At 64.2% G+C, this 26,452-nt stretch carries 29 protein-coding genes; 9 read left to right on the top strand and 20 right to left on the bottom strand.

Annotation, left to right across the window (positions count from 1 at the left end; genetic code table 11):
* The first annotated feature begins 77 nt into the window (after window positions 1-77).
* On the top strand, window positions 78-992 hold the full coding sequence (locus P9254_RS17120; protein WP_278056389.1) for a LysR substrate-binding domain-containing protein: 915 nt from the start codon (window positions 78-80) through the stop codon (window positions 990-992).
* A 3-nt stretch (window positions 993-995) separates the two neighbouring features.
* Here the strand turns inward: P9254_RS17120 and P9254_RS17125 are convergent, their stop codons facing one another.
* From P9254_RS17125 to P9254_RS17145, 5 genes are all read right to left on the bottom strand, one after another.
* Window positions 996-1,268 (bottom strand): DUF3303 domain-containing protein, encoded by a 273-nt coding sequence (locus P9254_RS17125; RefSeq protein ID WP_067321136.1) that lies wholly within the window; start codon window positions 1,266-1,268, stop codon window positions 996-998.
* A gap of 73 nt (window positions 1,269-1,341) precedes the next feature.
* Window positions 1,342-2,805, bottom strand: a complete 1,464-nt coding sequence (locus tag P9254_RS17130) for a RimK family protein (protein WP_067321133.1) — start codon at window positions 2,803-2,805, stop codon at window positions 1,342-1,344.
* Window positions 2,806-2,809: 4 nt separating this feature from the next.
* Window positions 2,810-3,907, bottom strand: a complete 1,098-nt coding sequence (locus P9254_RS17135) for a GNAT family N-acetyltransferase/peptidase C39 family protein (RefSeq protein ID WP_095823676.1) — start codon at window positions 3,905-3,907, stop codon at window positions 2,810-2,812.
* A 207-nt stretch (window positions 3,908-4,114) separates the two neighbouring features.
* A complete protein-coding gene (locus P9254_RS17140; protein WP_278056387.1) occupies window positions 4,115-4,909 on the bottom strand; it encodes an anti-sigma factor family protein in 795 nt (264 codons plus the stop codon).
* Complete coding sequence (locus P9254_RS17145) at window positions 4,906-5,424, bottom strand: RNA polymerase sigma factor (protein WP_095800113.1); 519 nt, start codon at window positions 5,422-5,424, stop codon at window positions 4,906-4,908. The genes P9254_RS17140 and P9254_RS17145 overlap by 4 nt, the downstream gene beginning before the upstream one ends.
* A 245-nt stretch (window positions 5,425-5,669) precedes the next feature.
* Here P9254_RS17145 and P9254_RS17150 point away from each other — a divergent pair, with 245 nt between their 5' ends.
* Together P9254_RS17150 and P9254_RS17155 are read left to right on the top strand one after the other, a co-directional pair.
* Window positions 5,670-5,915, top strand: coding sequence for a type II toxin-antitoxin system VapB family antitoxin (locus P9254_RS17150; RefSeq protein WP_095777849.1), 246 nt, complete (start codon window positions 5,670-5,672; stop codon window positions 5,913-5,915).
* Entirely contained in the window at window positions 5,915-6,343 is a 429-nt protein-coding gene (locus P9254_RS17155) for a type II toxin-antitoxin system VapC family toxin (RefSeq protein ID WP_066997437.1), read from the top strand. Before P9254_RS17150 ends, P9254_RS17155 begins: the two co-directional genes overlap by 1 nt.
* Window positions 6,344-6,346: 3 nt before the next feature.
* On the opposite strand, the gene P9254_RS17160 is transcribed toward P9254_RS17155, so the two are convergent.
* Window positions 6,347-9,100 (bottom strand): DUF2339 domain-containing protein, encoded by a 2,754-nt coding sequence (locus P9254_RS17160; RefSeq protein WP_278056384.1) that lies wholly within the window; start codon window positions 9,098-9,100, stop codon window positions 6,347-6,349.
* A gap of 246 nt (window positions 9,101-9,346) precedes the next feature.
* Between P9254_RS17160 and P9254_RS17165 the strand changes: the two genes are divergently transcribed.
* Complete coding sequence (locus P9254_RS17165) at window positions 9,347-9,811, top strand: NUDIX domain-containing protein (RefSeq protein ID WP_067321120.1); 465 nt, start codon at window positions 9,347-9,349, stop codon at window positions 9,809-9,811.
* Here the strand turns inward: P9254_RS17165 and recO are convergent.
* The gene (gene recO, locus P9254_RS17170) at window positions 9,808-10,572 is read right to left on the bottom strand and encodes a DNA repair protein RecO (protein ID WP_067321116.1); all 765 of its coding nucleotides are present in this window, start codon (window positions 10,570-10,572) and stop codon (window positions 9,808-9,810) included. The two genes, P9254_RS17165 and recO, sit on opposite strands and share 4 nt — an antisense overlap.
* Window positions 10,573-10,859: 287 nt before the next feature.
* Here recO and P9254_RS17175 point away from each other — a divergent pair, with 287 nt between their 5' ends.
* The gene (locus tag P9254_RS17175) at window positions 10,860-11,669 is read left to right on the top strand and encodes a CPBP family intramembrane glutamic endopeptidase (RefSeq protein ID WP_278056381.1); all 810 of its coding nucleotides are present in this window, start codon (window positions 10,860-10,862) and stop codon (window positions 11,667-11,669) included.
* 19 nt (window positions 11,670-11,688) lie between these two features.
* Here the strand turns inward: P9254_RS17175 and P9254_RS17180 are convergent, their stop codons facing one another.
* The 6 genes from P9254_RS17180 to P9254_RS17205 all read right to left on the bottom strand — a co-directional run bounded on the left by P9254_RS17180 (window position 11,689) and on the right by P9254_RS17205 (window position 16,085).
* The gene (locus P9254_RS17180; protein WP_278056379.1) at window positions 11,689-12,582 is read right to left on the bottom strand and encodes an aminoglycoside phosphotransferase family protein; all 894 of its coding nucleotides are present in this window, start codon (window positions 12,580-12,582) and stop codon (window positions 11,689-11,691) included.
* A gap of 40 nt (window positions 12,583-12,622) precedes the next feature.
* Complete coding sequence (gene era, locus P9254_RS17185; RefSeq protein ID WP_278056377.1) at window positions 12,623-13,555, bottom strand: GTPase Era; 933 nt, start codon at window positions 13,553-13,555, stop codon at window positions 12,623-12,625.
* Complete coding sequence (rnc, locus tag P9254_RS17190) at window positions 13,540-14,256, bottom strand: ribonuclease III (RefSeq protein ID WP_066997455.1); 717 nt, start codon at window positions 14,254-14,256, stop codon at window positions 13,540-13,542. The genes era and rnc overlap by 16 nt, the downstream gene beginning before the upstream one ends.
* A gap of 4 nt (window positions 14,257-14,260) precedes the next feature.
* Window positions 14,261-15,010: a signal peptidase I gene (gene lepB / locus P9254_RS17195; RefSeq protein ID WP_066997458.1), complete on the bottom strand. Its 750-nt coding sequence runs from the start codon at window positions 15,008-15,010 to the stop codon at window positions 14,261-14,263.
* Between the two features lie 80 nt (window positions 15,011-15,090).
* A complete protein-coding gene (gene acpS / locus P9254_RS17200) occupies window positions 15,091-15,504 on the bottom strand; it encodes a holo-ACP synthase (protein WP_067321104.1) in 414 nt (137 codons plus the stop codon).
* Window positions 15,501-16,085, bottom strand: coding sequence for a DUF2062 domain-containing protein (locus P9254_RS17205; protein ID WP_067321101.1), 585 nt, complete (start codon window positions 16,083-16,085; stop codon window positions 15,501-15,503). The genes acpS and P9254_RS17205 overlap by 4 nt, the downstream gene beginning before the upstream one ends.
* A 166-nt stretch (window positions 16,086-16,251) precedes the next feature.
* On the opposite strand from P9254_RS17205, the gene P9254_RS17210 reads away from it, so the two are divergent.
* Window positions 16,252-16,383 carry a hypothetical protein gene (locus tag P9254_RS17210; protein WP_259979799.1) on the top strand — a complete coding sequence of 44 codons (132 nt, stop codon included), beginning with the start codon at window positions 16,252-16,254 and terminating at the stop codon, window positions 16,381-16,383.
* Here P9254_RS17210 and P9254_RS17215 read toward each other — a convergent pair.
* The 4 genes from P9254_RS17215 to rpoZ all read right to left on the bottom strand — a co-directional run bounded on the left by P9254_RS17215 (window position 16,364) and on the right by rpoZ (window position 20,262).
* Window positions 16,364-16,732 carry a VOC family protein gene (locus P9254_RS17215; protein WP_278056375.1) on the bottom strand — a complete coding sequence of 123 codons (369 nt, stop codon included), beginning with the start codon at window positions 16,730-16,732 and terminating at the stop codon, window positions 16,364-16,366. The two genes, P9254_RS17210 and P9254_RS17215, sit on opposite strands and share 20 nt — an antisense overlap.
* Before the next feature lie 74 nt (window positions 16,733-16,806).
* The gene (gene pyrE / locus P9254_RS17220) at window positions 16,807-17,385 is read right to left on the bottom strand and encodes an orotate phosphoribosyltransferase (RefSeq protein WP_278056373.1); all 579 of its coding nucleotides are present in this window, start codon (window positions 17,383-17,385) and stop codon (window positions 16,807-16,809) included.
* Window positions 17,386-17,506: 121 nt separating this feature from the next.
* Window positions 17,507-19,735 (bottom strand): RelA/SpoT family protein, encoded by a 2,229-nt coding sequence (locus tag P9254_RS17225; RefSeq protein WP_066997471.1) that lies wholly within the window; start codon window positions 19,733-19,735, stop codon window positions 17,507-17,509.
* Between the two features lie 125 nt (window positions 19,736-19,860).
* Window positions 19,861-20,262, bottom strand: a complete 402-nt coding sequence (gene rpoZ, locus P9254_RS17230) for a DNA-directed RNA polymerase subunit omega (protein WP_067321093.1) — start codon at window positions 20,260-20,262, stop codon at window positions 19,861-19,863.
* 296 nt (window positions 20,263-20,558) lie between these two features.
* Here rpoZ and P9254_RS17235 point away from each other — a divergent pair, with 296 nt between their 5' ends.
* Both P9254_RS17235 and P9254_RS17240 read left to right on the top strand, forming a co-directional pair.
* Window positions 20,559-21,140, top strand: coding sequence for a LabA-like NYN domain-containing protein (locus P9254_RS17235; RefSeq protein ID WP_066997475.1), 582 nt, complete (start codon window positions 20,559-20,561; stop codon window positions 21,138-21,140).
* On the top strand, window positions 21,137-21,808 hold the full coding sequence (locus P9254_RS17240) for a uracil-DNA glycosylase (protein ID WP_164747319.1): 672 nt from the start codon (window positions 21,137-21,139) through the stop codon (window positions 21,806-21,808). The genes P9254_RS17235 and P9254_RS17240 overlap by 4 nt, the downstream gene beginning before the upstream one ends.
* Here P9254_RS17240 and P9254_RS17245 read toward each other — a convergent pair.
* From P9254_RS17245 to dapA, 3 genes are read right to left on the bottom strand one after another with little or no spacing between them, the layout of a single operon-like run.
* The gene (locus P9254_RS17245) at window positions 21,777-22,520 is read right to left on the bottom strand and encodes a glycoside hydrolase family 25 protein (protein ID WP_278056370.1); all 744 of its coding nucleotides are present in this window, start codon (window positions 22,518-22,520) and stop codon (window positions 21,777-21,779) included. The genes P9254_RS17240 and P9254_RS17245 overlap by 32 nt on opposite strands.
* A gap of 43 nt (window positions 22,521-22,563) precedes the next feature.
* On the bottom strand, window positions 22,564-23,043 hold the full coding sequence (gene smpB, locus P9254_RS17250) for an SsrA-binding protein SmpB (protein ID WP_067321086.1): 480 nt from the start codon (window positions 23,041-23,043) through the stop codon (window positions 22,564-22,566).
* Between the two features lie 25 nt (window positions 23,044-23,068).
* A complete protein-coding gene (dapA, locus tag P9254_RS17255; protein WP_095823685.1) occupies window positions 23,069-23,950 on the bottom strand; it encodes a 4-hydroxy-tetrahydrodipicolinate synthase in 882 nt (293 codons plus the stop codon).
* A gap of 300 nt (window positions 23,951-24,250) precedes the next feature.
* Between dapA and P9254_RS17260 the strand changes: the two genes are divergently transcribed.
* Window positions 24,251-26,293, top strand: coding sequence for a lytic transglycosylase domain-containing protein (locus P9254_RS17260; protein ID WP_278056369.1), 2,043 nt, complete (start codon window positions 24,251-24,253; stop codon window positions 26,291-26,293).
* The last annotated feature ends 159 nt before the right edge of the window (window positions 26,294-26,452 follow it).

The following is a 26,452-nucleotide window of genomic DNA, read 5'->3' on the forward strand; positions in this document are numbered from 1 at the left end:
GTACTGCAGAAAGAAAGCTTTCGAAAAACGAGGAATTCTGCAAAATAGATAAGCTTAGCTTATCTTTTCGGGTCGCCATGGTCGCACTTCCCTCCCTGCGCGGACTTCAAGCCTTCGAGGCGGCGGCGCGCAGCGGCAGCTTTGCCGCAGCGGCGGAAGAGCTGTCGATTTCGGCGGCGGCGGTCAGCCAGCTCATCCGCACCGTGGAAGAACAGATGGGCCGCAAGTTGTTCCACCGCGTCAACCGGCGCGTCCTGCTCACCGAAGCCGGCGTCGAGATGTTGCCGAGGCTTACCATGGCCTTCCAGGAAATCGGCAGCGTCGCGCGGGATGTAGGCGGCGATGCGTTCCGGCCGAGGCTCGTCATCTCGGTGCCGCCTTCGATGGCGATGGGCTGGCTTTCCGAACGCCTCGCCGGCTTTGTCGCCAGCCACGGCGCCGCGGATATTTCGCTGAGAGGCGAGGACGACCCTGTGCCGTTCGACCATGAGATGGTCGACATCCGGCTATCCTACGGCCCGCACTATCGCGAGCATCCGACCGAGGAGATCGCGCGGGATGCGGTCTATCCGGTCTGCGCGCCCAGCCTTGCCGGTGCAGCCAAGCCGGAAACTCTCGCCGGCCTGCCGTTGATCCACACCGACTGGGGCCCGACCGGTGCCGCCTTTCCGTCCTGGCGCAACTGGCTCGAGGCGGGGGGCATCGCGCCGGGCCGGTCGGCCCAGCGCGGCCTTTCGGCCAACTCGTCGCGGGCCGCACTCGATCTCGCCATGTCGGGATTGGGCGTGGCGCTGGCGCAAGGCATCTACTGCGCCCGGGCGCTGGAAGACGGCAGGCTGGTCCGGCCGGTTGCCCGAGCGCTGGAATTGCGCCAGCCTTATTGCCTGACGATCCCTGAACGCAGCGCAAGGCGCGATGTGGTGGCGGCGTTTCGCGAGTGGCTGATCGCGGAATGCGTGCGCGCGGTCAGGTCGCCGGCGCTCGGTGCCTAGCAGTCAGAGATGCCCGGCCAGGGCCGCGACCATGTCCTTGCTGGTGGCTACCGGAACGATCTCGAACTCCACCAGATCGGCCCATTCGATGACCCAACGCTGCAGCAGCGTGACGTCATCGGCCTCGACAAGCAGGAAGCAGCGGCTCATGTCGCCTGCGATCCAGCTATGGTGAACGACAAGCGCGTCCGGTTTCAGCCGGCCCCGATCGCGGAACCGCCGGTAGATTTCCTTGCGGTCGCAGCCGCGAAAATCCTCGACAACGAAAAACAGCATCTTGCCCCCATTCAGTTGATTGTCTTAGCCGGATTCAGCGACGCCAGGCGATCCCGTCCGGATGCAAAATGCTTTAGCGACCAGTGCGCTCCAGCCGCTCCAGGAACCATTGCGTAAGCCGCACCCAGAGCTCGTCCTTCTCGCCGGAATCCTCCCAGCCATGGTCGAGATTGGGGTTATCGTTGACCTCGATGACGAAGACGCCGTCCTTGGTTTCCTTGAGGTCGACGCCGTAGAGCCCGTCGCCGATGCAGCGCGCCGCCTTGACCGCCGTCTCGACCACGTGCGGCGGCGTCTGCTTCAGCGTGAAGGTCTTGATGCCGCCCTGATCGGGCTTGCCGTTAGCCTTGTGGTTGACGATCTGCCAGTGTTTTTTGGCCATCAGGTAATGCACGGCAAACAGCGGTTGGCCGCCGAGCACACCGACGCGCCAATCATATTCTGTGGGGATGAATTTCTGCGCGATGAGGAGATCGGAATCCTCCAGCCACTCGGTCGCCAGCTTTGTCAGATCGGCAAGGTTCTCGCATTTCTTGACCCCGCGCGAGAAGGATGAGTCCGGGATTTTCAGCACCAGCGGAAAGCCCAGCGTCTGGGCGGCGAGCTCCAAATCGGAGGTGCCGGCAATCATCACCGTCGGCGGTACCGGCACCTTGTTGTAGGTCATCAGCTCGTTGAGATAGACCTTGTTGGTGCAGCGGATCATCGACAGCGGGTCGTCGATCACCGGCATGCCCTCCTGCTGGGCGCGGCGCGCGAAGCGGTAGGTGTGGTTGGAGATGGATGTCGTCTCGCGGATGAACAGCGCGTCGTAATTGGCGAGCTTGGCCAAATCCTTCCTGGTGATCGGCTCGACCTCGACGCCCATCTTCTCCGCGATCCTCGCCCAGTAGCGCAGGGACGAAATCTCCGAAGGCGGCAATTCCTCATGCGGATCGACGAGCGTCGCGAACGTGTAGCGCGCCGGCGTGCGCCCCTTGGTGTCGCGCCACTCGCGGTTGGTGTAGGTCTCCAGGCATTGCAGGAAGACTTCTTCTTGCTCCTCGCTCATGCGCGCGAGCGGCAGGAAGCCGATCTTGCGGATCGAAGCCCATTCGGCGCTGTCCTTGATGTGGACCTCGAGCGCCGGCGCGCGAAACCAGTCGAACAAGAGCTTGGTGAACCGGTCCCAAACTTTCGAGGGCCCGATGCCGAAAAAGACTGCGACCTTCGTCGGAAAGGTTCCGTCGAGATCCTTGCGGCATTTGTTGAGAGCGAGCTCGAGTTCCGGCAACGCATGCTCATAGAGCTTGCGCTCCGACAGATCGATCATGGTCTCGACGGTCGGAATCACTTTGTGGCCGCGCGATCCGGCGAGCAGCGAGGCATAATAGCCGCGGCTCTGATAACCGTAGTTGTTCGAAAGGTTGATCACCTTCGGCCGCTGGCCGCGAAACAGCGCCGGATGCGCGAGATAGTCGCGGTTGGTGATGATCTTGTGCGGCGTCGCCACCTGGTCGAGATCGTTCTGCCTGCCTGTTAGGATGACCCAGGTCATTGTGTCAGCGTTTTCCCAGGTTGATGGCGGCGCGCAACCCGTCGCGGCCGAACTGAGCCATGTTCATGAAGATGCCATAGGGCACGGGAATGTTGGCGGCGTCGAGGATGGTTTCCTGCCTTTCGTCTTCGACCCAAGGATCGTGGATGAGGATATGGTCGCCGTCGTCGCCGATGGCCAGCACCCAATGCGGCACCTTCTTGCCGAACATCAGGAAGCCGCTGATCAGCACCAGCACCAGCTTGCCCTCGGCAAGGGCGGCGCGGATGTCGTCGATGCCGAACGGACGGTAATTCACCGGGATGCCGTAAAGTTCCGCGCGCCGGCGGAAGTCGACCTGGGCGAGCTCCATCACCCGGCGCTTGTCCTCGCTGCGCACCGACTGCAGGAACAGCGCGCCGTGAAAGGATACGAAGATCTCGGCGGCAAGCCCGCTTTCATAGCCGGCAACCGCCAGGCCGAAAGGCTCGCAGCCGCCCGGCCCCGACATCATGAATACCGTGGTCGCCTCGCGCCACAGGCGTATTTCCATGACCGGATCGGGCACGAAGCCGGAATCGAAATTGGCCATTGCCATCATCAGGCAGCACGGACCGCAGGTGAACTCGCAGGTCTGCTGGTAAAACGGCACCCCGGTGCTGGTCGGGACATCGCCGCGCAGCGTCTTTTCGTAACGCAGCGCGGTGGCGCCGTCCTCGTAATAGTCGGGCTCGCGGCCGATTTTTCGGTAGCCTGCCTGCTCGTAGATGCCGATGGCGCGCTGATTGTCCTCGCGAACCTCGAGCCGCAGCATCATGCGATCGTGTTCATAAGCCGCCTCTTCGGCCGCGGCCAGCAGTTGGCGGCCGATGCCGAGATTGCCGAAGAACGGACCGACGGCGATGGAATAGAGCCGGGCCACGCCGCTGCCCTTGCGAAACAAGACCACCGCGTAGCCGGCGACATGGCCGTCATTCTCGGCCACCAGCATCTCGGCGGTCTCACGCTCGATCAACTGGCGAAAAGAGCGGCGCGACAGGCGATCGCTTGAGAAAACAGCCTTCTCGATGGCGGCGAGGTCATCGACGTCCGACGCGCGGGCCTTGCGGATCTCGGCAGGCATGCGGGGTTTGGGAGAACCTCGATTGGATTAAAGGAAACGGCCCCGGTCAAAAGCAGCACCCCGGCCGAAGCGCCGGTCTTCATCAAGCGCTATCGCTCCTTGATTAGGGCCGAATTGTGACAGGTTCCGCGGCGGCAGAAAAGCACCACGGCTTTGAACTGAACCACTAATTCGAAACAGCGTAGGCCGTTGAAAACAGCCGCCTCCTCAGCTCGAAATACCGGCCAGAAGCTGGCCATAGGCGCTCTTGGCGACCTCCGACAGACGCTCCGGCGGCAATGTGCCGACGACGGCGCAGCCATAGCCCTTGTCCAGCCAATACACCGCTTCCGGACCGTCAGCCTCGTCCGTATAGGTTCCCTTGGTGGTCTGCGATGATTCGGCGGTGACGAAGAGCGAGATGCGCTCGCCCTTGGCGTCCTCGTAAAGCAACATCGCGGCCTTGCCACGCTCGCCCGCCGGCAACAGCCGGCCGCCGACAAGTGCGAAGCCCTCGGCCGCGAGATCGGGCGCCACCAGCTTCAGCCCTACCCGGTTGGACAGCCAGGTCTGCAGATGGTCCTTGTCGCTTGCCGGCACCTCAACCGCGTGACGCTTCTCGGCGGCGTAGATGAGATGGGCGGAAATCGCCTGCTCCGCGAGTTGGTCGTCGCTCTCACCGCTGCGGCCAATGCCGTCGATGCCGGCGAGATAGCCACCGAACCCGCCGACCATCAGCACGGCTGCCGCCGCCGCCGAAAGCCACCAGCGCGAGCGCCAGGCAGGCGTCCGCGCCGGCGCTTCGCCAAGCACCGCGTGCCGTAGCCTTGCCGGCAACGGTTCGTCCATCACGCCGGCCAGGGCGGCGCGGAGCGCCGCACGGTCGGCTATGTAACGGGCGCTCTTCGCCTTCATTTCGGGATTGGCTTCGAGCCAGGCGTCATAGGCCATGCGCTCCTCGCCCGGCAGCTCGCCATCGAGGGCCATGTGGATATCGCGTTCGGTGAAATCGCGCCGGGTCATCGCTCGACGATCCTTATCGAGCGGCGGCGCGAGGAGTCGTCCAGCAGGCCGCGCAGTTCCTCGCGGCCGCGCGCGATGCGCGACATCAGCGTGCCGGCCGGCACGCCCAGGATGTTGGCGGCCTCGGCATAGGAAAAGCCTTCGATAGCGACCATGACCAATGCCGCGCGGCGATCGGGGCCGATCGCCTGCAGGGCATCCATGATCTCGCGCGAGGCTATGCTTTCGACCTGATCGGCGGGCGCGGCCTGGGCCTCGCCGGCTTCCAGAGGCAACATTGCCGCCTCGCCTCGCCGGTTACCCTTGCGCATCTGGTCGATGAACAGATGATGCATGATCGTAAACAGCCACCTCCTCGGGCTTTCTCCAGTTTGCCAGTTGTCGAGCCGCACAAGCGCCCGCTCGAGGCAGTCCTGGACGAGATCGTCGGCGGAATCGCGGTCGCGCAGCAACGAGCGCGCGTAGCGGCGCAGACGCGGTATCTCGCTCAGGATCGCTGCCTTCTTGTCGTCCATGACCGCTTGTTTCGTCGTCGTCTTCCATTCGATTGAACGCGCCTTCCCGGCGCGGCGCAAGCAGCCAGCACGAAGCGGACCACCCGCTCCGGTACCCAAGCACCTGGATAACGCCGGCGGATGCCGGTTTATTCCCGGCGCGAGCGGAACCGGAACCAAGGTTGAATACCGGTTCTTGCCATTGTATATTCGTCATTGAATATCTTGCATATTCATCTTAGAATATACGCCGGAGGAATTCGACAATGTCTTTGTATATCCGCGATGACGAGGTTGACGCGCTGGCTCGTCAGCTGCAGTCCGCGATCAAGGCGCCCACGAAGACTGAAGCCGTGCGGATCGCGCTCAAGCGTGAGCTCGAACGGGCACATGCCGTCCTCCCACTAAGCGAGCGCATTAGAAAGTATCAGGACGCAGCGAGGGCGCTCGGTCCGGACGACCCGGACTTCGACATGAAGAAATTCATGGACGAAGGATGGGATGACCTTTGATGTTTCTCGATGCTTCCGCTATCATCGCTATCATATCGGAAGAGCCGGGTGCGAACCGCCTTCTTAGGAAAATGGAAGCCGCCGAGAAGCTTTATTTCTCGCCGAGTTCCGCATTCGAGGCGATTGTTGGGATAGCTCGCAGGAAATCCGTAGCGGAAAACGGCGACCAGCTTCCGACGCCACCCGCCCTGATCGAACGATGTCAAATGATCGTCTTGGGTTTCCTGGCCGAACTCAAGGCCGTTGAGGTCCCGCTGGACACGCGGATCCGAGAACTCGCTGTAAGGGCCGCGCAAGATTATGGTCGATATGTGGGCCACCCAGCCAAACTGAATTTCGGCGACTGCTTCAGCTACGCATGCGCCAAAGCCTATCGCGTACCTCTGCTCTACAAAGGCAACGACTTCTCGCAGACCGATCTGGCCTGACCTTTATTCGGCTCCTAACCTGGCCGCCCTTGTCAGCAGACGCTGATAGAAAAGTCCGATGCCGATCAGCACGGCGCCCAGACCGATGAAGGAGAGTGCGCGCAGCACGCCTTCCAGCTCCGACATGTCGAAGAGGAAGACCTTCAGCACGGCGACCGCTATGAGCACGGCCGAGGCAATGCGCAGCACCTGCGACCTCAGCCAGACGCCGGCGGTCAGCAGCGCCACGCCGATGACCAGCCAGAGCGCCGAATAGGTATAGGTCTCAAGCTGGCCGAGGCCGCTCCACAGGCCGATGAACTCGCCCTTGAACAGGCGCCGGACCGACAGCGTGGCGTAGGCGAAGGCGAGCAGCGAAGCGACCAGCGCCAGCATCGCGGCATACCATCTCGGGCGCCTCTCGCGGACATAAAGCGCCAATGCTCCTGCTGCGACCGCCGGCAGCAGATAGGCGAGCAACAACAGGTTGAAGAACGGGACGGCGCCGGTCGATTCATCCGTCAGCAGCGGGTTCAGCACCACGAAGTGCCGGATGAGGATGAAGGCGACCGAGAGCACGCCGGCGGCCATCGAGCCATAGCGCAACACCGGGCTCGGCGAGCGCAGGTCGATAGCGACCAGTATGGCGCCGGCGCCTAGCGCGATCAGCGTGTAGATCGCCTGCTCGGCAAGGGTGACGGGGCCGGTGTCGATGACGCCGCCATGCATGGCATGGCGCACCAGCATCGCAATGGTGAGCAGACCGAACAGCGCCGAGGCCGCTTCCATGGCAAGACGCGGCCGTCCGTTGGTGGTGCGCGCGAGTTGCCAGGCGGCGAAGCCGAAGGCGAGCGCCGGAACGCCATAGCCCGGCAAGAGCCAATTGAAGACCGGCGTCCTCGACAGTGCCGCCGGGCCCACGATGGTTGGATCGAAGGCGACGCGGCCGAGCACTGCGACCGCCGCGCCGACCGCGATCCAGCCCAGCACCGGGAAGCTGCGCCAGCGCGTCGCGAGCGCCGGCACGACGGCGGCGGCGCCGAGCAGCACCGTCGTCCAGCCGGAGCCGAAGGCCATGTGCAGCATCAACAAGCCTGCGACGCCGCCGCCGCCGAGCGCGAAGGAGACGGCGGGGCCGCCGCGGAGCGGCGGTTCCTCGGCACGCGCGATCCACTCGCCGCCGGCGGCAAAGACGAGCACCAGAAGCAGGGCCGGCAGCGCGTAGCCAAAATCGCGGTCGATGCCGCCGAAGGTGAGCCAGAGCGCGGTGAGCACGACCAGCGGCACAATGACACCCCAGGCCGCCCAGGACGCGGCGCGGATGGGCGCAGCAGCCGCAAAGCGGCGCGCGGCCCAGAACCCGGCTGCGACGAAGACCAGGGCAAGCGCGATGCCGAGGCGGAAGGTCAGCGTGTCGGATGCGGCCAGCGGCTCGGCGCCCAGGCCGACATCCAGCGCATCGGCGCCGATGGTGGCGGGCGGGATGATGCCGAGATAGATCAGCGCGGTCGCCAGGCCGGCGGCGAAGAGGAGCGGCAAGGCGCGCGGCCGGTAGAGCGCCACTGCCAGCAGCGCGGCGAGCAGCACCGCGCCGTGCGAGGCATAACCCGCCTTGGCAAACACCGGATCGACCGACAGCCCGAGCGCGGTCAGCGCAACGAAGAAGCCGGGCGCGATTGATGGCCAGTCGAAGCCGGGCTCCGCGTCGTCGCGGCCAGCAGTCAAGAAATCGGCTAGCCAGACGAAGGCGAGCACGGCAAGCGAGGCCAGGCTGATGAACAGCACCGTCGAGAGATTCACCTCCGGTGCATTGGTCATGTAGACGATGGTCCAGATGCCGGTGCCGGCAAAGGCTGCCGCCACAAGCGCCTTCCAATCGCGGATGCGGGCGATAGCCGCCGTGGCGGCAAGCACGATCGCCAAATAGACGAACAGCGCCCACGGGTTCGGCGCCTCCGAGGCGACGAGCGCCGGCGTCACCATGGCACCGATGAGGCCGATGCCGGCCAGCGCCAGGCCGTGGACCAGCGAGACGGCAATGGTGGCGACGCCGATCGCGCCGAGCAGCGTGAAGGCGAGCGCCGGGCCGATAAAGCCGTAGATGCCATAGGCTGCATAGACGGTGCCGAACAGGATAAAGGCGCCAGCGCCCGTCAGAATCGCCGGGATGTAGGCGCCGGCAGCCCCCTGCACCGGCACCCGGAAGCCGGTGCGGCGGATGAACTCGGCGCCGGCAAGCAACACAAGACCGAGAACGCCGGCCATGGTCAGTCGCACGCCGGGGCCGAAAATGCCGGCCTCGATCGTGTAGCGGATCAGGAACAGGCCACCCAGCGCCAGCGCGATGCCGCCGACCCAGACCGCCCAACGTGTGCCGAGGGCCGTCTCGACATCGCGGGCGGCCCTTGCAGGTACTGCCGCTTCGGCCGGCGCGGCAGGTTGCGTCAATTGTCCCTCTCCGGCGGGTTCGGACGGAGTCCCCTCGCCCGCTTGGGCTGGCGCTTCGGCTTTTGGTTCGTCGGGCGTCGCGGCGGCTGTGGCCTGCGGGGCTGCTTCACCTGCCGACGGCGCGGCCGCTGCGGCAATCACGGCGGTAGCTTGGCCTGCAGCAGCTTCCGCGGCCTCGCCAGGCCGGGGCGCGGGCTGCGGGATGCCCGAAAGCACCAAGCTGCGCAGCGCGCCAAGCTCGCGCTCGATCAGTCCGATGCGCGTTTGCTGGCGTGAAATGATGACGAATAGAGCGATGACGGCGGCAATGGCGATCAGGCCGAAAAACATGGCGGTTTCCCCTCAAAACCGTGCCAGTCGTGGCCGACAAATGCGGCGATGAGACGGCTACCCAATCAGCGCCCTGCCGGCCTGCAAGATCGAGCATGTTTCGGCGCCGATTGCCAGCGACCGCGGGCTTTATCCAACGGCGATACGTCGAAGCGGCTGAGGCTCGGGCCGCAAATTGCCGGCCGCTCGCCGCGGACCACTCGTGCTATCCTCGAACGCTAGCGGGAATTAACAAGAGGATGACCGATGCCGCAACGAAGCGCGGGCCTGCTGATCTTCAAGCAAACCGCCGGTGTGTTCGAGTTCCTGCTGGTCCATCCCGGCGGACCGTTCTGGGCAAGGAAAGATGAAGGGGCCTGGTCGATCCCGAAGGGGCTGATCGACGATGGCGAGGACGATCTCGTGGCCGCTCGGCGTGAGGCCGAGGAGGAGCTAGGCGTCGCGATCGACGGCGATTTCCAGCCAGTCGGCAGCTACAAGCAGCCGGGCGGTAAAATCGTGATCGCCTGGAGCGTCGAAGCGGACATCGATGTGAATGCCGTCAGGAGCAACATGTTCACCATGGAATGGCCGCCAAGGTCGGGCGCCATGAAGGAATTTCCCGAAGTGGACAAAGCCGGCTGGTTCTCGCTCCCAGAGGCAGGTCTCAAGATCCTGGAAGGCCAGCGTCCCATCCTCGACGATTTTCTGGAACGACGGCGAGCCGATTAGATCCTCGCCTCATTCGCGGCAATCACCTTCACCGCCACCTGATGCCGGCGCAGCGCCGCGAGGAATCCAGCGCGGGCGTCGGGCGGCTCGATGCCGCGCGGCTCATAAACGTGGCGGGTGAAGAAGAAGCCGGTCAGCCGGAAGGCGTCCTCGAGCGCCGCGGCATCGGCGCGCACGCCGGTGCCGCGCTGCAGGAAGGCCGGCAGCGCCAGCATCTTGTCGTGCCAAGCCGCGCCCGCGGCGCGCGAGACGGCGCGTCCGGATTTCGGCGAGACATAGGCGAGATCCTGCCGTGATCCGGTCGCCGCGCACTGGCTGAGGTCGAGGCCGAAGCCGAGTTCATCCAGGATCAGCAATTCGAAGCGCGCCACCAACTCGCCCGCGGCATCGGCATCGCCCAGATGGGAGATCATCACCGCAAGAGCCTCGTAGAGGCCGCCATGGGCATCGCGTTCGGGCAGAAGCCTGAGATGCGCGGCCATGGTCTGCAGGCCGTAGACGGCGACTGCGCTGTCCATCAGCCGGGCGGCGTTCATCTCGATCGCCTCGGCCTGGAAGATGCCGAGATGCTCGTCGAGACGTGCCCGCCACAAAAGGTCGACGCGATTGCCGGGCTGCAGCACCGGCTGCTGCTTGCGCGAGCGGCCGCCCCGCACCAGGCCGAGATGCCGGCCATGGGCGCGCGTCATCACCTCGAGGATGGCGCTGGTTTCGCCATGCCTGCGGGTGCCGAGAATGATTCCCTCGTCGCGCCATTCCATACGTCGAGCTTTTCACCTGTTGGGCGGCGAAATCAAGATTGCCGCCCGTGACCCATAATCTGTTCCGACAGTGATGGCAGGCAACATCCGCCGCTGCCGCCGCGGCGGCAATATCGGAAAATTCTCAGAAACCGTTCGGGATTTTTCGGCCGCGCCAGCGCCAAATATCGGCGCGTTGACCGGATGAACCGGCGCAGACCGCCGAGCGGCTCGGCTGGCTATTTCCCGAAGCGTCGACCTCTCGGGCAGGCGACCACTCGCTACAATGGCCCGATGAGAGGATCGATATGAGCTCCTTCCTGGGCGTGGTGCGCGGGCACCAGTTGACCATCTTCTTTTCGCTGGCGCTCGGCCTGACATGGCTGGCGTTCATTCCCTTCTATCTGTCGTATGGCGAGAGCATTCCCTGGTTCACCTTCGGACCGGCAATCTCGGGCTTCACCGTCGCGGCACTCGCCGGCGGCTGGGGCGCGGTGAAGACCATCCTCGCCTCGATGGTGAAATGGCGCGTTCGCCCGATCTGGTATCTGGTGGCGGTCGGCCTGCCGTTCGGGACACAGCTCGCCTCGATCCTGATCAATCCGTTCCTCGGTTCGGCGGAGCCGTCGTGGGGGAACATTCCTACCTTCTCCGAGGTGGCGCCCATGATCGCGCTCTATGCCGTATTCAGCGGTCCGCTGGGCGAGGAACCCGGCTGGCGCGGCTTCGCGACCCCGCATCTTCTTGGCCGTCGCCCCGCGCTCGCCGGCAGCCTGATCCTCGGCGTGATATGGGCAATCTGGCACTTGCCGCTCGGCCTGCTCGGCGATCTCAGCCTCTACAGCACGATCAACGTCGTGCTGGCCGGGATCGTCTTCACCTGGCTTTACCAGAACACGGGCAGCGTATTGCTGGCCATCCTGATGCATGTCTCACACCAGAACAGCGTACGCTTCCTCGCCAAGGCGTTCGTCGACGGCGACTATATCCAGCAGCAATGGCTCGGCGTCGCGATCTGGGCGGTCATCGCGGTCGCGATCGTTGCCTATTACGGCACGGAAAGCTTTGTACGGCGGCCTGCGAAGCGACTTGCCACTGCATGGATACTCGACCGGTGAGAGCGCCTGCTCGGCGCCGTCATCCCAATTTGCGATGATCGGCGAGCACTTCGTCGATCACCCGGCGCTGCCTCCCGACCTCGGCCTGGTTGGCGTCGTGACCGGCAACGGTGATGAGCGCCTTCCACAGCGTCCAGCCGCGTCCGCGCGCCCAGGTCGCGTCATCGACGGCGATGCGCGCGCGGAATGCCTCGCGGCTCTCGCCCTCGAACAGCGTCCAGGCAATCGCCAGATCGCAGGAGGGATCGCCGACGCCCGACGTGCCGAAGTCGATGACAGCGCTCAGACGGCCGTCCTTGACCAGCAGATTGCCTGAGGCGACATCGCCGTGGAACCAGACGGGCGAGCCGTGCCAGCCGGCAGCAAGCGCCGCCTTCCAGACGGCAGTGGCGGCTTGCGTATCGATCCGGCCTTCAAGCGCAGCGATGGCCTGTCTCGCCTCGCCGTCATAGACGGCCAGCGGGCCGCCGCGATAAAAATTGTGCTGGCCAGGTGCCGGGCCGGCGGTCGGATCAATCCGTTTCAGGGCAACGAGGAACTCAGCCAGCGAGACCGCGAACGCGCGAAGGTCGGCGATGTGCCCGGTTTTCGCCGTCTCGCCTTCGATCCAGCGGTAGACGGACCAGTGCCAGGGATAGCCCGCCGCCGGCTCGCCCATGGCGAGCGGCTCGGGAATCGGCAGCGGCAGAAGCGGCGCAAGCTTGCGCAGCCAGCGATGCTCCTTCTCGACCTGCAGCGCATAGGGAGCAGCACTTGGCAGCCTGACCGCCATCGTGTCGCCGAGATGGAAGGTGCGGTTGTCCCAGCCGCCGAACGCGACCGGCTTCACAGGCAGATGCCGCCATTCGGGAAACTGCGCGTCGACGAGCCGCCGCACGAGAGCGGTGTCGATATCCATCTTCGGGCTGTGCATGTCGTTATCCCAAAACCGCGTCGCTTTTGGTCGACATGGATCAGTTGGGAAACTCCAATCCCATCTCCCGATAGCGCTCCGGGTCGTCGCCCCAGTTCTCGCGCACCTTGACGAACAGGAAGAGATGCACCTTCTGCTCGAGGATCTCGGCGATCTCGGCGCGCGCGGCCTGGCCGATGGCGCGGATCGTCTCGCCCTTGTGGCCAAGCACGATCTTCTTCTGGCTCTCGCGCTCGACATAGATGACCTGCTCGATGCGCACCGAGCCGTCCTTCTTCTCCTCCCACTTCTCGGTCTCGACATGCGAGGAATAGGGAAGCTCCTGATGGAGTCTCAGATAAAGCTTTTCACGCGTGATCTCGGCCGCGAGCTGGCGCATCGGCAGGTCGGATATCTGGTCTTCCGGATAGTACCAGGGACCGGCTGGAAGGGTCTCGGCAAGATAATCGAGCAGGTCCTTGCAGCCGGAGCCGGTGAGCGCCGAGACCATGAAGGTGCGCTTGAACGGCACTCTTTCGTTCGCTGCCGCGGCCAAAGCAAGAAGCGTATCCGGCTTGACCCGGTCGACCTTGTTGAGGACGAGCAGCATCGGCTGCTTGACGTCCTTCAGCCGGTCGAGGATCGCGTCGGCATCGCCTTTGATGCCGCGTTCGGCATCGATCAGCAGCACCACGACATCGGCATCCTTGGCGCCGCCCCAGGCGGTGGTGACCATTGCCGTGTCCAGCCGCCGCCTCGGCTTGAAGATGCCGGGCGTGTCGACGAAGACGATCTGCGCGTTGTGATGCGTGGCGATGCCGCGCACGATGGCTCGGGTGGTCTGCACCTTGTGGGTGACGATCGACACTTTCGCGCCGACCAGCTGGTTGACCAGCGTCGACTTGCCGGCATTGGGCGCGCCGATCAGCGCGACGAAGCCGGAGCGCGTGGCAGGCGTTTCGGAGGTTTGGGTGACGGTCATGCAGCGCTCCATACGCCTTCGCGCAGCAGCAACGCGGCCGCCGCCGCCTGCTCCGCTTCGCGCTTGGAACGGCCGCTGCCGATCGCCGGCGCGAAAGAGCCAACCTTGACGCTGACGGTGAACAGCGGGTCGTGGTCGGGCCCCTCGCGAGCATCCACCCGGTAGGCCGGCACCGCGCCCGACGCCGCCTGGTGCGCCCACTCCTGCAGCTCGGTCTTGGCGTCGCGGCGGGCAGCACCGATCGCCTGCGAGCGCGGCTGCCAGTAGCGATGGATAAACGCGCGGGCGGTCTCAAGGCCACCATCCAGATAAAGCACGGCGATTAGCGACTCCAGCGCGTCGGCACGCAGATTGGTTCGCTTGCGGCCTTCGAGATTGCGCACGTCGGAGCCGGCGCGGATCAGCTCCGGCAGGCCGATCTCCTCGGCGATCTCGGAGAGCGCCTCGGCATTGACCAGCGCGTTGAGGCGAAGCGACAGCTCGCCCTCGGCGGCATCCGGAAAGGCAGCGAGCAGCATGTCGGCCACGACCAGCCCGAGAACGCGGTCGCCCAAAAATTCGAAGCGTTCGTAGTCGACGCCGGCATGCGTCGAACGCGCGCTGGCATGGGTCAGCGCGCGCTGCAGACGCTGGCGGTCGGCGAAGGCGTGGCCGGTGCGCTCGACAAGCGCTTCGGCAAGGGCATCGGCGGTCAAACGCTTGGTCGCCGCCATGACCTTAGTGGACGAGATGGAACAGGCGGCCGGCACGCATCAGCGACGGCCACTTCCAGATTTCCAACGGGCTTGCGCCATCGGCGATCGAGAAGAAGATGACGTTGGCGCGGCCGACGAGGTTCTCGGCCGGCACGAAACCGACGGTGAAGCGGCTGTCGGAGGAATTGTCGCGATTGTCGCCCATCATGAAATAGTGGCCGGGCGGCACATCGAACTCGCGCGTGTTATCGCCGATCGAATTGGGCGTCAGATCGAGCGTGTCATAAGTGACGCCGTTGGGCAGCGTCTCGCGATAGACGTCGACGGGACGGTCGACCTCAGTGATGTCGGGGTTGTCGATCTGGCCGACCTTTTCGCGCGGCACCGCGGTGCCGTTGATGAAGAGCTGGCCGTCCTTGACCTGGATCTTGTCGCCGGGCAGGCCGACGACGCGCTTGATGTAGTCGACGGACGGATCCGGCGGGAACTTGAACACGACCACGTCGCCACGCTTGGGCTCAGAGCCCCAGATGCGGCCGGAGAAAATGTTGGGGCCGAAGGGCAGCGAGTAGCGCGAATAGCCATAGGCCCATTTGGTGACGAACAGATAGTCGCCTTCGAGCAGCGTCGGCCGCATCGAGCCGGAGGGGATGGAGAAGGGCTGGAACAGCAGCGTGCGGATGACAAGCGCGAGCAGCAGAGCCTGGATGATGACGGAAAAGGTTTCCCCAAGCCCGCCGGATTTCTTCTGCGATTTTTCAGCCACGCTCATGTCGTCCTCGATTGTGCGTTGGTTGGTATAGAGTCTCGGCGCGCGCTGGGCAACGTCATGCCGCCCGTGGTCAGATGGAATCAATGTGGCGCTTGTTCGGCGGGCACTGCCTCGATGATCACAAAGGCTTGAGCAAGTGGAAAATCGTCGGTGATGGTGAGGTGGATCAGCGCATGGTGGCCCTTGGGCAGGATTTTTTCCAGCCTGGCGGCAGCGCCGCCGGTGAGCGCCATGGTGGGCGCTCCGCTGGGCAGGTTGACCACGCCCATGTCGCGCCAGAAGACGCCCTCGGCCATGCCGGTGCCAAGCGCCTTGGCGCAGGCCTCCTTGGCGGCGAAGCGCTTGGCGTAGGAAGCGGCACGGGCCGCGCGCTTCTCCGACTTGGCCTGCTCGACCTCGGTGTAGATACGCTGGATAAAGCGCTGGCCGTGCCGTTCCAGGGACTTCTCGATACGTCTGATGTCGATCAGGTCACTGCCGATGCCGATGATCATTCCGCGGGAACTTCCCGTCCGCCCTGCCGGGCCTTCCTGGCTCGCTCGGTCATTCGCCGCTGCCGTTGCGCGCGAAAAGCGGTCATGCCCCACCGCGTGACACCATAGAAGACGAGCCCAAAGACCAAGCCGAGGGGCACCGCGCCGAGAAGCATCGGCTCCAGGATCGGGTGCCACAGCTTGGCGAAGGAAAGCGTGTGCATCATTTCCCCGAGATGCTCCGGCGGCCCATGCCTGGGCAGATGTTCATGCAGGATGAGCTTGCCAGTCTCCCAGGACGCGCCCCAGAGCAGCGGGAAGGACAGCGGATTGCCGAAGAACACCGCACCGAGGGCTGCCGCCACCAGATTGCCGGCGATCACCCAGCAGAGCACGGCGGCGATGATGAAGTGGAAGCCCAGCGGGAAGAAGGAGGCGAAAACGCCTGCCGCGACTCCGGCGGCCACCGAATGGGGCGTCGCTTTCAGCCGCAGAATGCGCTTGGAGAAATACTGAACGGAGCGCGAGAACGAGCGGCGCGGCCATAGGTAAGTACGCACCCGCTCCAGGAGGCCATCAGGCTCTCGGCGTCGAAAAAGCACTCTGTTTCGGTTCCTGGTCCAACACACGCTTCCCTGCCAGCCGGGTCGCGCCAACATTATCTTGCGCTTCACCGGCGCAGGAAGGCAACAAAACTTTGCTATAGCGGCGATTGCCAGACCACGGAACAGCGAAACGTCGCCGCGATGGTCTGCCGCAGGCTCTTACATGAGCGCCATTCTGGCGAAACTGAGGAAGACCGGGCAAAGCATGTTTGGCCATTCGTCCTTGCGCGACCGCGGCGCCGAGGTATCGGACGCGGTCAGCCTGGGCTTTTCAGCTAAGTTCGATATTCGCTGACCTCGACCAGGTTGTCGTCGGGATCCCGGAAATAGACCGACATCATCCTGCCGCGAGCACCGGTGCGCTCGACAGGTCCGACTTCGACCGCCACACCGGTGGCTTCGAGGCTGGCGCGGATGTCGGCAAGAGGCACCGCAGCAATGAGGCAGAAAGGCGTCGGCGCCTTCGCCTTCGGCTCAAAGGTGCGAGCGACCTCGTGCAGATTGATCTTCTGCGATCCGAACAGAAGCGCGGTCGGCCGGCTCGGCTCGTCCAGCCGCCCCATGCCCAGCACGCGCTGATAGAAGTCGCAAGTCGCTTCGACAGACCGGACCGTCAGGACGAAATGATCGATGCCGGCTATCATGGGGCCTCTGCGCGCTTCGCTGGCAAAGAGATTCAACCGGCACCCTCAGGTGCTTGTTTTCATTCATCGCCAGGTCAGATATTTCGGCTTCCCGGCTTAACGGCAGGGATGGCGGCAAGTTCCGGCGGCAGGCGGTCGGGCGGGTAGGCCGGCACCTCATATTCGGCGAGCGCAATCAGCGGCACGCCGACATCGGTTTTGCCGGCCGAACGGTCGATGATGCAGGCGGCCGCCACCACCTCGGCGCCGAGCTGGCGCAGGCAGTCGATGGTCTCGCGTATCGAGAGACCCGTGGTGACGATGTCTTCGACAATGACGACGCGTGATCCGTTGGCGATCTCGAAGCGACGCAGCCGGAACTCGCCCCCTTCCCGCTCGACCCAGACCGCCGGCGTGCCGAGATGGCGCGAGGTCTCGTAAGCCGGGATCAGGCCGCCGATCGCCGGGCCGACGACATAGTCGATCCTGCCCGGCACCGCCTCACGAATCTTCTCGGCCAGCGCCTTGCACAGGCGCTCGGTCTTGTCGGCATGCATGAAGACGCGCGCCTTCTGCAGGAAGATCGGGCTGCGCAGTCCGGACGTCAGGATGAAGTGCCCGTCGAGAACCGCGCCGGCCTCGCGGAAAATGCCCAGCACTTCATCGGTGTTCATTGTTCGCTCCATGCTCTTGGCGAGTGGTGAGTCATGAGTAGTGAATAGAGTAGCGATGAGTGAATGGTGAATGGTAGTGATAGGCAACTTTATTCACTATTCACTATTCACTATTTACTATTCACCCATTCACACGCCGTGCGTCGCTGACGCTCGAATTGTCCTTGAGCTGCGACAGCAGCCGGTTGAGGTGCTTCAGGTCCCAAACCTCGAGGTCGATCAGCATCTCGGTGAAATCGGGCGCGGTGCGCACCATCGACAGCGTGTGGATGTTGGCATCGTTAGACGCGACGACCTGCGCGATGTCGGCGAGCGAGCCCGGCGCATTGATGGCTGTGACCGAGATGCGGGCCGGGAAGCGCTCCTTGGTGCGCTCGTCGATGTCCCAGCGCACATCGATCCAGCGCTCGGGCTGGTCGTCGAAAGCCTGCAGGGCCGGCGACTGGATAGGATAAATGGTGATACCGGTTCCTGGCTGAATGATGCCGACGATGCGGTCGCCGGGCACCGCCCCTTCCGGCGCGAAGCGCACCGGCAGGTCGCCGCGCACGCCGCGGATGGGCACCGCACCGTCGCGCTGCTGGTCCTTGCCCTTGCGCGCGGCGCGGCCGGGCATCTGGAACAGCATGCCCGCGGCGTTGCGGATCTTGGACCAGCCTTCCTCGCGCTGCTTGGGCGCCGCGACCGTGACGCGCTCGTCCTTGTAGTCGGGGAAGACTGCTTTCATGACATCGGTCGAGGCAAGCTCGCCGCGGCCGACAGAGGCCAGCACGTCCTCTATATCCTTGCGCGCCAGGCGATGCAGAACCGGCTTCAGGCTTTCCTTGGTGAAGTTCTTGCCGGCGCGCTCGAAGGCGCGTTCGAGGATGCGGGCGCCGAGCCCGGAATATTGCTTGCGGATGGCATTCTTGGTGGCGCGGCGGATGGCGGCGCGCGCCTTGCCGGTGACGACGACCGATTCCCAGGCTGCCGGCGGCACCTGCGCCTTGGAGCGGATGATCTCGACCTCGTCGCCGTTCTTCAACTCCGTCATCAGCGGCATGATGCGGCCGTTGACCTTGGCGCCGACACAGGTGTCGCCGACATCGGTGTGGACGGCATAGGCGAAGTCGATGGGGGTGGCGCCGCGCGGCAGGGCGATCAGCATGCCCTTGGGCGTGAAGCAGAACACCTGGTCCTGGAACAGCTCGAGCTTGGTGTTTTCCAGGAAATCCTCGGGATTGTCGCCCTCGGCCAGTTGCTCGATGGTGCGGCGCAGCCAGGCATAGGCGTTGGTCTCCTTGGAGATCGCGTGCGCTGCGCCGTTCGGCTTGCCGCCGCTGTCCTTGTAGATCGAATGCGCGGCAACGCCGTATTCGGCGATCTTGTTCATCTCGCGGGTGCGGATCTGCAGTTCGACGCGCTGGCGCGAGGGGCCGACAATGGTGGTGTGGATCGAGCGGTAGTCATTCTGCTTCGGCGTCGAGATGTAATCCTTGAAGCGCCCGGGCACCATCGACCAGGTGGTGTGGATGGCGCCAAGCGCGCGGTAGCAGTCCTCGACGGTGTCGACGACCACACGGAAGCCGAAGATGTCGGAGAGCTGCTCGAAGGAGAGCGCCTTGGCCTCCATCTTGCGGAACACCGACCACGGCTTTTTCTGCCGGCTCTTGACGCCGGCTTTGATCGCGTGTTTTTCGAACAGGCCGGACAGCGCCTTCTCGATCTCGTCCAGCACCCCCTTGTTGCGCTCGAAGATCTCGGCGAGCCGCGCGGTGACGGCGCGATAGGCTTCCGGATTGATATAGCGGAAGGCGATCTCCTCAAGTTCCTCGCGCATGCCTTGCATGCCCATGCGGCCGGCGAGCGGCGCATAGATGTCCATCGTCTCCTCGGCGATGCGCAGGCGCTTGGACTCGGGCATATGGTCGAGCGTGCGCATGTTGTGCAGGCGATCGGCGAGCTTGACCAGCAGAACGCGAATATCCTCGGAGATCGCCAGCAGCAGCTTGCGCAGGTTCTCCGCCTGCTCGGCCTTCTTGGAGACGAGGTCGAGCTTCTTCAGCTTGGTCAGTCCCTCGACCAGCTTGCCCATCTCGGGGCCGAACAATTCATCGATCTCGGCCCTAGTGGCGGTCGTGTCCTCGATCGTGTCGTGCAGCAGGGCAACGGCGATGGTCGCCTCATCCATATGCATCTCGGTGAGGATGGCCGCCACTTCCAGCGGATGCGAGAAATAGGGATCGCCCGAGGCGCGCTTCTGGTGGCCATGCTTTTGCATGGCGTAGACATAGGCCTTGTTGAGCAGCGCCTCGTTGACGTCAGGCTTGTAGCGCTGCACGCGCTCGACAAGCTCATACTGACGCATCATGGGCGAAATCTCGCGGTGATGAAATGATTGATGCGCCGCACCGGCGTGCGACGCATCCCATAGATAGCCACGAAACTGACGATACGGAAGTCCCGGATGCTTGATCCAGGCCCGTGTCCAAGAGCTTAGTAGTCGTCGCTCTTTTCCGGCGGCACCAGACCCTCGATGCCGGCGAGCAGGTCTTCCTCGCTCATGCGGTCGAAGGCGATGTTCTCTTCGGCATCGTCGGTGTCGGCACCAGCGGTGGCAGCGCCGGTCTGGTCGGCGATGGCCTCGCCCTCGGCCTCCGGCTCGTCGACCTCCACATGCTTCTGCAGCGAGTGGATCAGGTCTTCCTTGAGGTCGTCCGGCGACAGCGTCTCGTCGGCGATCTCGCGCAGCGCAATGACCGGATTCTTGTCATTGTCGCGAGGAACGGTGATCTGCGCGCCCTGGCTGATCTGGCGGGCACGGTGGCCGGCGAGCAGCACGAGCTCGAAACGGTTGTCGACCTTGTCGATGCAATCTTCAACGGTTACGCGGGCCATGGACTGCCCCTTTCATGCGTGGATTTGATGGAAAACTGGCGGGCTCCATAACAAGGACGCCGCCGAAATACAAGCTTTATGGCGGGCACCGCCGAAGCACGAGCCCCTGCCCGGCTCAATATCGGACTTCGCCTTGCTTACCTGGTGCCGATCACAATTGCTTGCAATGCGCGCCCTGCCCTTGGATATCCATAAATCTGGCGTTATCTCGAAAGGGGCGGGAAGAGGGACCATTATCGGGCCCACCCGTCACGTCCTTTTAGACGACAGAAATTTTTGAAAAGGGATATTTTTCAATGTTCGATCCCCGTGAAAAGATCGCTCTTTTCATCGACGGCGCCAACCTCTACGCCACCTCGCGGGCGCTGGGCTTCGACATAGACTACCGCAAGCTTCTGTCGAGCTTTCAGAAACGCGGCTACCTGCTCAGGGCCTATTACTACACCGCGCTGGTCGAGGATCAGGAATATTCCTCGATCCGGCCGCTGATCGACTGGCTGGACTATAACGGCTTCAAGGTGGTGACCAAGCCAGCCAAGGAGTTCACCGACTCGACCGGCCGGCGCAAGATCAAGGGCAACATGGACATCGAGCTCACCGTCGATGCGCTGGAGCTTGCCGATGTCGTCGACCACTATGTCATCTTCTCCGGCGACGGCGACTTCCGCACGTTGGTCGAGGCGCTGCAGCGGCGTGGCCGCAAGGTTTCGATCATCTCGACCATGGCCTCGCAGCCGCCGATGATCTCCGACGACTTGCGCCGCCAGGCCGACCACTTCATCGACCTCATGACGCTGAAGAACGAAGTCGGCCGCGATCCATCGGAACGGCCGGTCCGCCGGCCTGAGCCTGCTGAAGCCGACGAGGACGATTATTGAGCGCGGCAGCCTTGAGCGCCGCGCCCTCCCCCGAGCCTGACCGCGATTGTCCGCTTTGCCCGCGGCTGCACGACTTCATCGCCGCCTGGCGCCAGCGCGAGCCGGGCTGGTTCAATGCACCGGTGCCGACCTTCCTGCCGCCGGAGGGCGAGGACTCGGTCAGGCTCCTCATCGTCGGGCTGGCGCCCGGCCTGCGCGGCGCCAACCGCACCGGGCGTCCCTTCACCGGCGACTATGCCGGCGACCTGCTCTACGCAACGCTGATCGCTCAAGGGTTGGCGCGCGGGGAATTCAAGGCCAGGCCCGATGACGGGCTGGAGCTCGTCGGCACCGCGATCACCAATGCGGTGCGATGCGTGCCGCCGGAAAACAAGCCGGTCGGCGCCGAGATCGCCACCTGCCGCACCTTCCTCAAACCGACGATCGCGCGCTTTGCCAATCTGCGGGCCATCCTGACGCTGGGCTCGATCGCGCATCAATCGACGGTGCGGGCGCTGGGCGGGCGCGTCGCCACCCTTCCGTTCCGCCACGGCGGACGCCAGCAGGCCGGCGGCATCACGCTGTTCTCCAGCTATCACTGCTCGCGCTACAACACCAACACCGGTGTCCTGACGGAAGCGATGTTCGTCGATGTCTTCAAGGAGATAGCAGCCTTCCTGAAGAGCTAGGGTCCGGCGCCGCGGCAAACAACTCCGACAGCCTCGCCGGCCCGCCCTTCAGCACATTCAGGTCGACGTCGCCGTCGATGCCGTCGACACGGCCTGTGTCGAGATATTGCCAATAGACCCAGTCGTCGTCGTTCAGCGGCCCCCGCACAGAGCGCAGCCAGCGCTGGCGTACCGCGATATGAGCGGCATAGGTCGGTGCCGTCTCATCGGTTATATAGAGAATGGCCGGCTTGCCGTAAGCCGCCTCGACCGGGCCAAGGAATGCCAGCAGTTCGGCGTTCAGCTCGGCGGGCGAAGGGCGTCGCGGACAATTGCCGTGGAACTCGATGTCGACCACCGGCGGCAAGAGCTGCTCGCCGCGCGGCACGACCGATATGAAGTTCCTGGCCTGGTCGGCACCCGGGCGGCAGAAGGTGAAGAAATGATAGGCGCCGACAGTGAGGCCCGCCGCGCGGGCCTGGCGCAAATTCTCAGCAAAGGCATCATCGACATAGTCACCACCTTCCGTCGCCTTGATGATGGCGAAGACGACATCGTCGGCCGCGACGCGCGGCCAGTCGATCCTGCCCTGGTGATGCGAAACATCGATGCCCCTTATGGGGAATTCGCTGCGATCCGGCGGGAAAGCACGGGGTCGGAAAAAGCCCTCTGCCCATGTGGCAAGCGCCAGAACCACGAAAGCCAGGGCCAGGGCAATCAAGCCGTTCCTCAAGCCTTGGCTCCCTGCTCGCCTTGCCCGCATATCGAAGGTGGCTTTATCCGCGCTCCTTAAGGAGCCGCCCCTTCTCGCGCGACCAGTCGCGCTGCTTTTCGGTCTCGCGCTTGTCGTGCAGCTTCTTGCCGCGGGCGATGGCGAGCAGGAGCTTGGCGCGGCCGCGATCGTTGAAATAGATTTTCAGCGGCACCAGCGTCATGCCTTCGCGCTCCACGCTCTGGGCAAGCTTGGCCATCTCGCGCTTGCTGACGAGCAGCTTACGGCGCCGGCGCGGCTCGTGGTTGAAGCGGTTGGCCTGGAGATATTCCGGCAGATAGGAATTGATCAGCCAGATCTCGCCGCCTTCGGCGGAGGCGTAGCTCTCCTGGATGTTCGCCTGGCCCTGGCGCAGCGACTTGACCTCGGTGCCGGTCAGCACCAAGCCGGTCTCGATCGTGTCGAGCACCTCGTAGGAAAAGCGCGCCTTGCGGTTTTCGGCGACCGTCCTGTTGTTGGGGTCGGCTTTCTTGACTTGATTCATAATGCGGAGAGGTGGCGCCTCATCCCTAATTAATCAAGCCGGCGTGCTTCAGCGCCGCGTCGAGCTTCTCGGCGGTCGAAGCTTCGACCGTCACCAGCGGCGAGCGGACCACGTTCTCGACCTTGCCCAGCTTCGACAGGGCGTATTTGGCGCCGGATACGCCGGGCTCCACGAAAATTGCTTTATGCAGCGGCAGGAGACGATCCTGCAGTTCTAGCGCCTTGGCGCTGTCGCCGGAGAGCGTGGCTTCCTGGAACTCGGCGCAAAGGCGCGGCGCGACATTCGACGTCACCGAGATGCAGCCGACGCCGCCATGCGCGTTGAAGCCGAGCGCGGACGCATCCTCACCGGAAAGCTGGATGAAATCCTTGCCGCAGGTCATGCGCTGTTCCGAGACACGCTCGACCTTGCCGGTCGCATCCTTGACGCCGGCGATGTTCTTGAAGTCGTGGCGCAGCCTGCCCATCGTCTCCGGCGTCATGTCGATCACCGAGCGCGGCGGGATGTTGTAGATGATGATCGGCAGCTTGGTTGCCCTGGCAACGGCTGCGAAATGCTCGTAGAGGCCGCGCTGGGTCGGCTTGTTGTAATAAGGCGTGACGACCAGGGCTGCATCGGCGCCGGCCTTTTCGGCATACTGCACCAGGCCGACGGCTTCCTCGGTGTTGTTGGAGCCGGCACCGGCCACAACTGGAACCCTGCCCCTGGCGACCTCGATGCAGACCTTGACGACATTGCGGTGCTCGTCATGCGACAGCGTCGGCGACTCGCCGGTGGTGCCGACGGGCACGAGGCCCTTGGTGCCCTCGGCGATCTGCCATTCGACAAACGCGCGAAAGGCTTTCTCGTCGAAACGCCCGCTCTTTTCGAACGGTGTCACGAGCGCAGTCAGCGAGCCTCTCAGCATATTGTCCAAACTCCTTGGGACTTTGTTGGTCTAAGCATGTCGCTCTCCCAAAGCCGGGTGCCCACTTTGGGCGACATGCATCAGCGTTTTGTCGATGCGTTAATTTCGACGCCTTCTAATCGAAAGCGAAGCCGCGCACCATAGTCTCGACACGGTTCAGCGGCAAGCATTGCTGTAGTGCCAGCAAGCGTAATTCGAACGGCCTCGATAACCTTTTGTTTACGAGCCTTTCACGACCTAAGTTTAGGCTCCGGGTCGGCCTCGAAGGCCCTGCCTGCTGACAATGTGCCGGGGTGGAACATGCCGACAAACCGGCCTCATCTGTTCGCGCTTTTGAGCGCGGCCGTCGCGCTGATACCGGGTATGGCGATCGGCGGCAGCGTCGACGTGCGTGTGACGGCGGCGATTGCCGCGCCGGGCTCGCCGTCGGCCGCGGACCAGGCGCAGCAGCCTCAGCCCCCGGCCAGCATCGCGCAATTGAAGAGCGGTCTCGACGCGCTCGCGGTGAACAACATCGCCGCGGCGCGCAATGCTCGCGACACGCTGCCCGCCACCTCGCTCGACCGGCACATTCTGGCCTGGGCGATCGCGCTCTATGGCGGCGACCAGGTGCCGAGCGGCGAAATCGCCGATGCCGCCAAGATGCTGCCTGGATGGCCGGGCACGATCGCGCTGCGCAGGAACAGCGAGCGCGCGCTCTATCGCGAGAACCCGCCGCCGCAAGTGGTGGTGCGGGCCTTCGGCCGCAGCCAGCCGCTGACGCCGGAAGGCGTGATCATCCTTGCCCGCTCGCAGGTGGCGCTGGGCGATCAAGCGGCGGCGCGCGCGGTGCTGGTGCCCTTCTGGCGCACGGAGAAGCTGGATGCCCAGGACGAAACTTCCATCATCAAGGAATTCGGCACGCTGATCCCTGCGGCCGATCATCGCTATCGCATGGAGCGCATGTTCTATGCCGACCGGCCGTCCTCGGCGCTGCGCGTCGCCGGCATTGCCGGCGCCCAGCAACTGGCGGATGCCTGGGTGGCGGTCGATAAAGGCGAAAAAAACGCGGCGAAACTGTTGAAGGCGGTGCCGGCGGCGCAGCGTTCGGCCGGCTATTTCTTCGCCGAGGCAGAATATCTGCGCAAGCAGCAAAAACTTGCCGATGCCGCGGCAGTCGTGATGAAGGCGCCGACCAATCGCGACGCGCTGGTCGATCCCGATGCCTGGTGGGTGGAGCGGCGCGTTCTTTCGCGCGAGCTGGTCGATCAGGGCGACATAAAGACCGCCTACAAGATTGCCTCCATGCATGCGGCCGAAAGCGCGGCCAGCGCCACGGAAGCCGAGTTCCATGCCGGCTGGTATGCATTGCGCGGTCTCAACGACCCGGCAGCAGCCGCCTCGCATTTTTCACGCATCGCCGAGCTCGCCCAGGGACCGGTGTCGCTGTCGCGCGCCTATTACTGGCTTGGCCGCGCCGCGGAAGTCGGCGGCCCGGGCAGCGCCAAGGACTATTTCACCCGGGCCGCCAGCTACGGCACCACCTTCTACGGCCAGCTTGCCGGCGAGCGTGTGGGCCTCAGAACCTTGAGCATCGTCCATCCCACGCCCAGCGCGGCCGACCGCCAAAGCTTCGAGGGCCGCGAGGCGGTGAAAGCGATCAAGCGGCTGCAGGAGGCAGGGTATGACCGCTATGCCGAGACGCTCTACCGCGACCTCGCGGGGCAGCTGACCAGCCCCGGCGAGCTTGCGCTGCTGGCGGGGCTTGCCGAAAAACAGGGCAACCATTTCATGGCGCTGAAGGTCGGCAAGATCGCCGCCCAGCGCGGCATCGATGTGGGTGCGCTTTCGCATCCGTTGGGTGTCATTCCCGATTCGGCCGATATCTCCGGCTCCGGCAAGGCGCTGGCCTATGCCATCGCCCGCCAGGAGAGCGAGTTCAATGTCGCGGCGATTTCCAGCGCGGGCGCGCGCGGCCTCTTGCAGTTGATGCCGGGTACCGCCAAGCAACTGGCGAAGAAGGCCGGCATGACCTTCTCGCAAACGCGGCTGACGACCGATGCCGGTTACAACGCGACGCTGGGGTCAGCTTTTCTCGGCGAGCAGCTCGACCGCTTCAACGGCTCCTATGTGCTGACCTTCGCGGGGTACAATGCCGGCCCAAACCGCGCCGCCCAGTGGGTGGCGAAATACGGTGATCCGCGCGGCAAGGACGTGGACGCCGTCGTCGACTGGGTCGAGCGGATCCCCTACACGGAAACAAGAAGCTACGTGCAGCGCGTGATGGAGAATTATGAAGTCTACAGGATGCGTATTTCCGGCAAATACGATATCGTCGGGGATCTGGTGAACGGGCGGAATTGATCGCCGAGGGGCGTATGCAAGCCTCAGGTTGGCGATCCTTCGCGCCCCCTCTGTCCTGCCGGACAGCCCCCGCACTTGGAGATTGGCAGTTTCGCTGCATGCCGCTTTGGCGATGGGTAAAAGCTTAGATGACAGTCAATCCCCTTGCGGGGAGATGTC

The organism is Mesorhizobium sp. WSM4983, assembly GCF_029625765.1.
GTDB lineage: Bacteria > Pseudomonadota > Alphaproteobacteria > Rhizobiales > Rhizobiaceae > Mesorhizobium.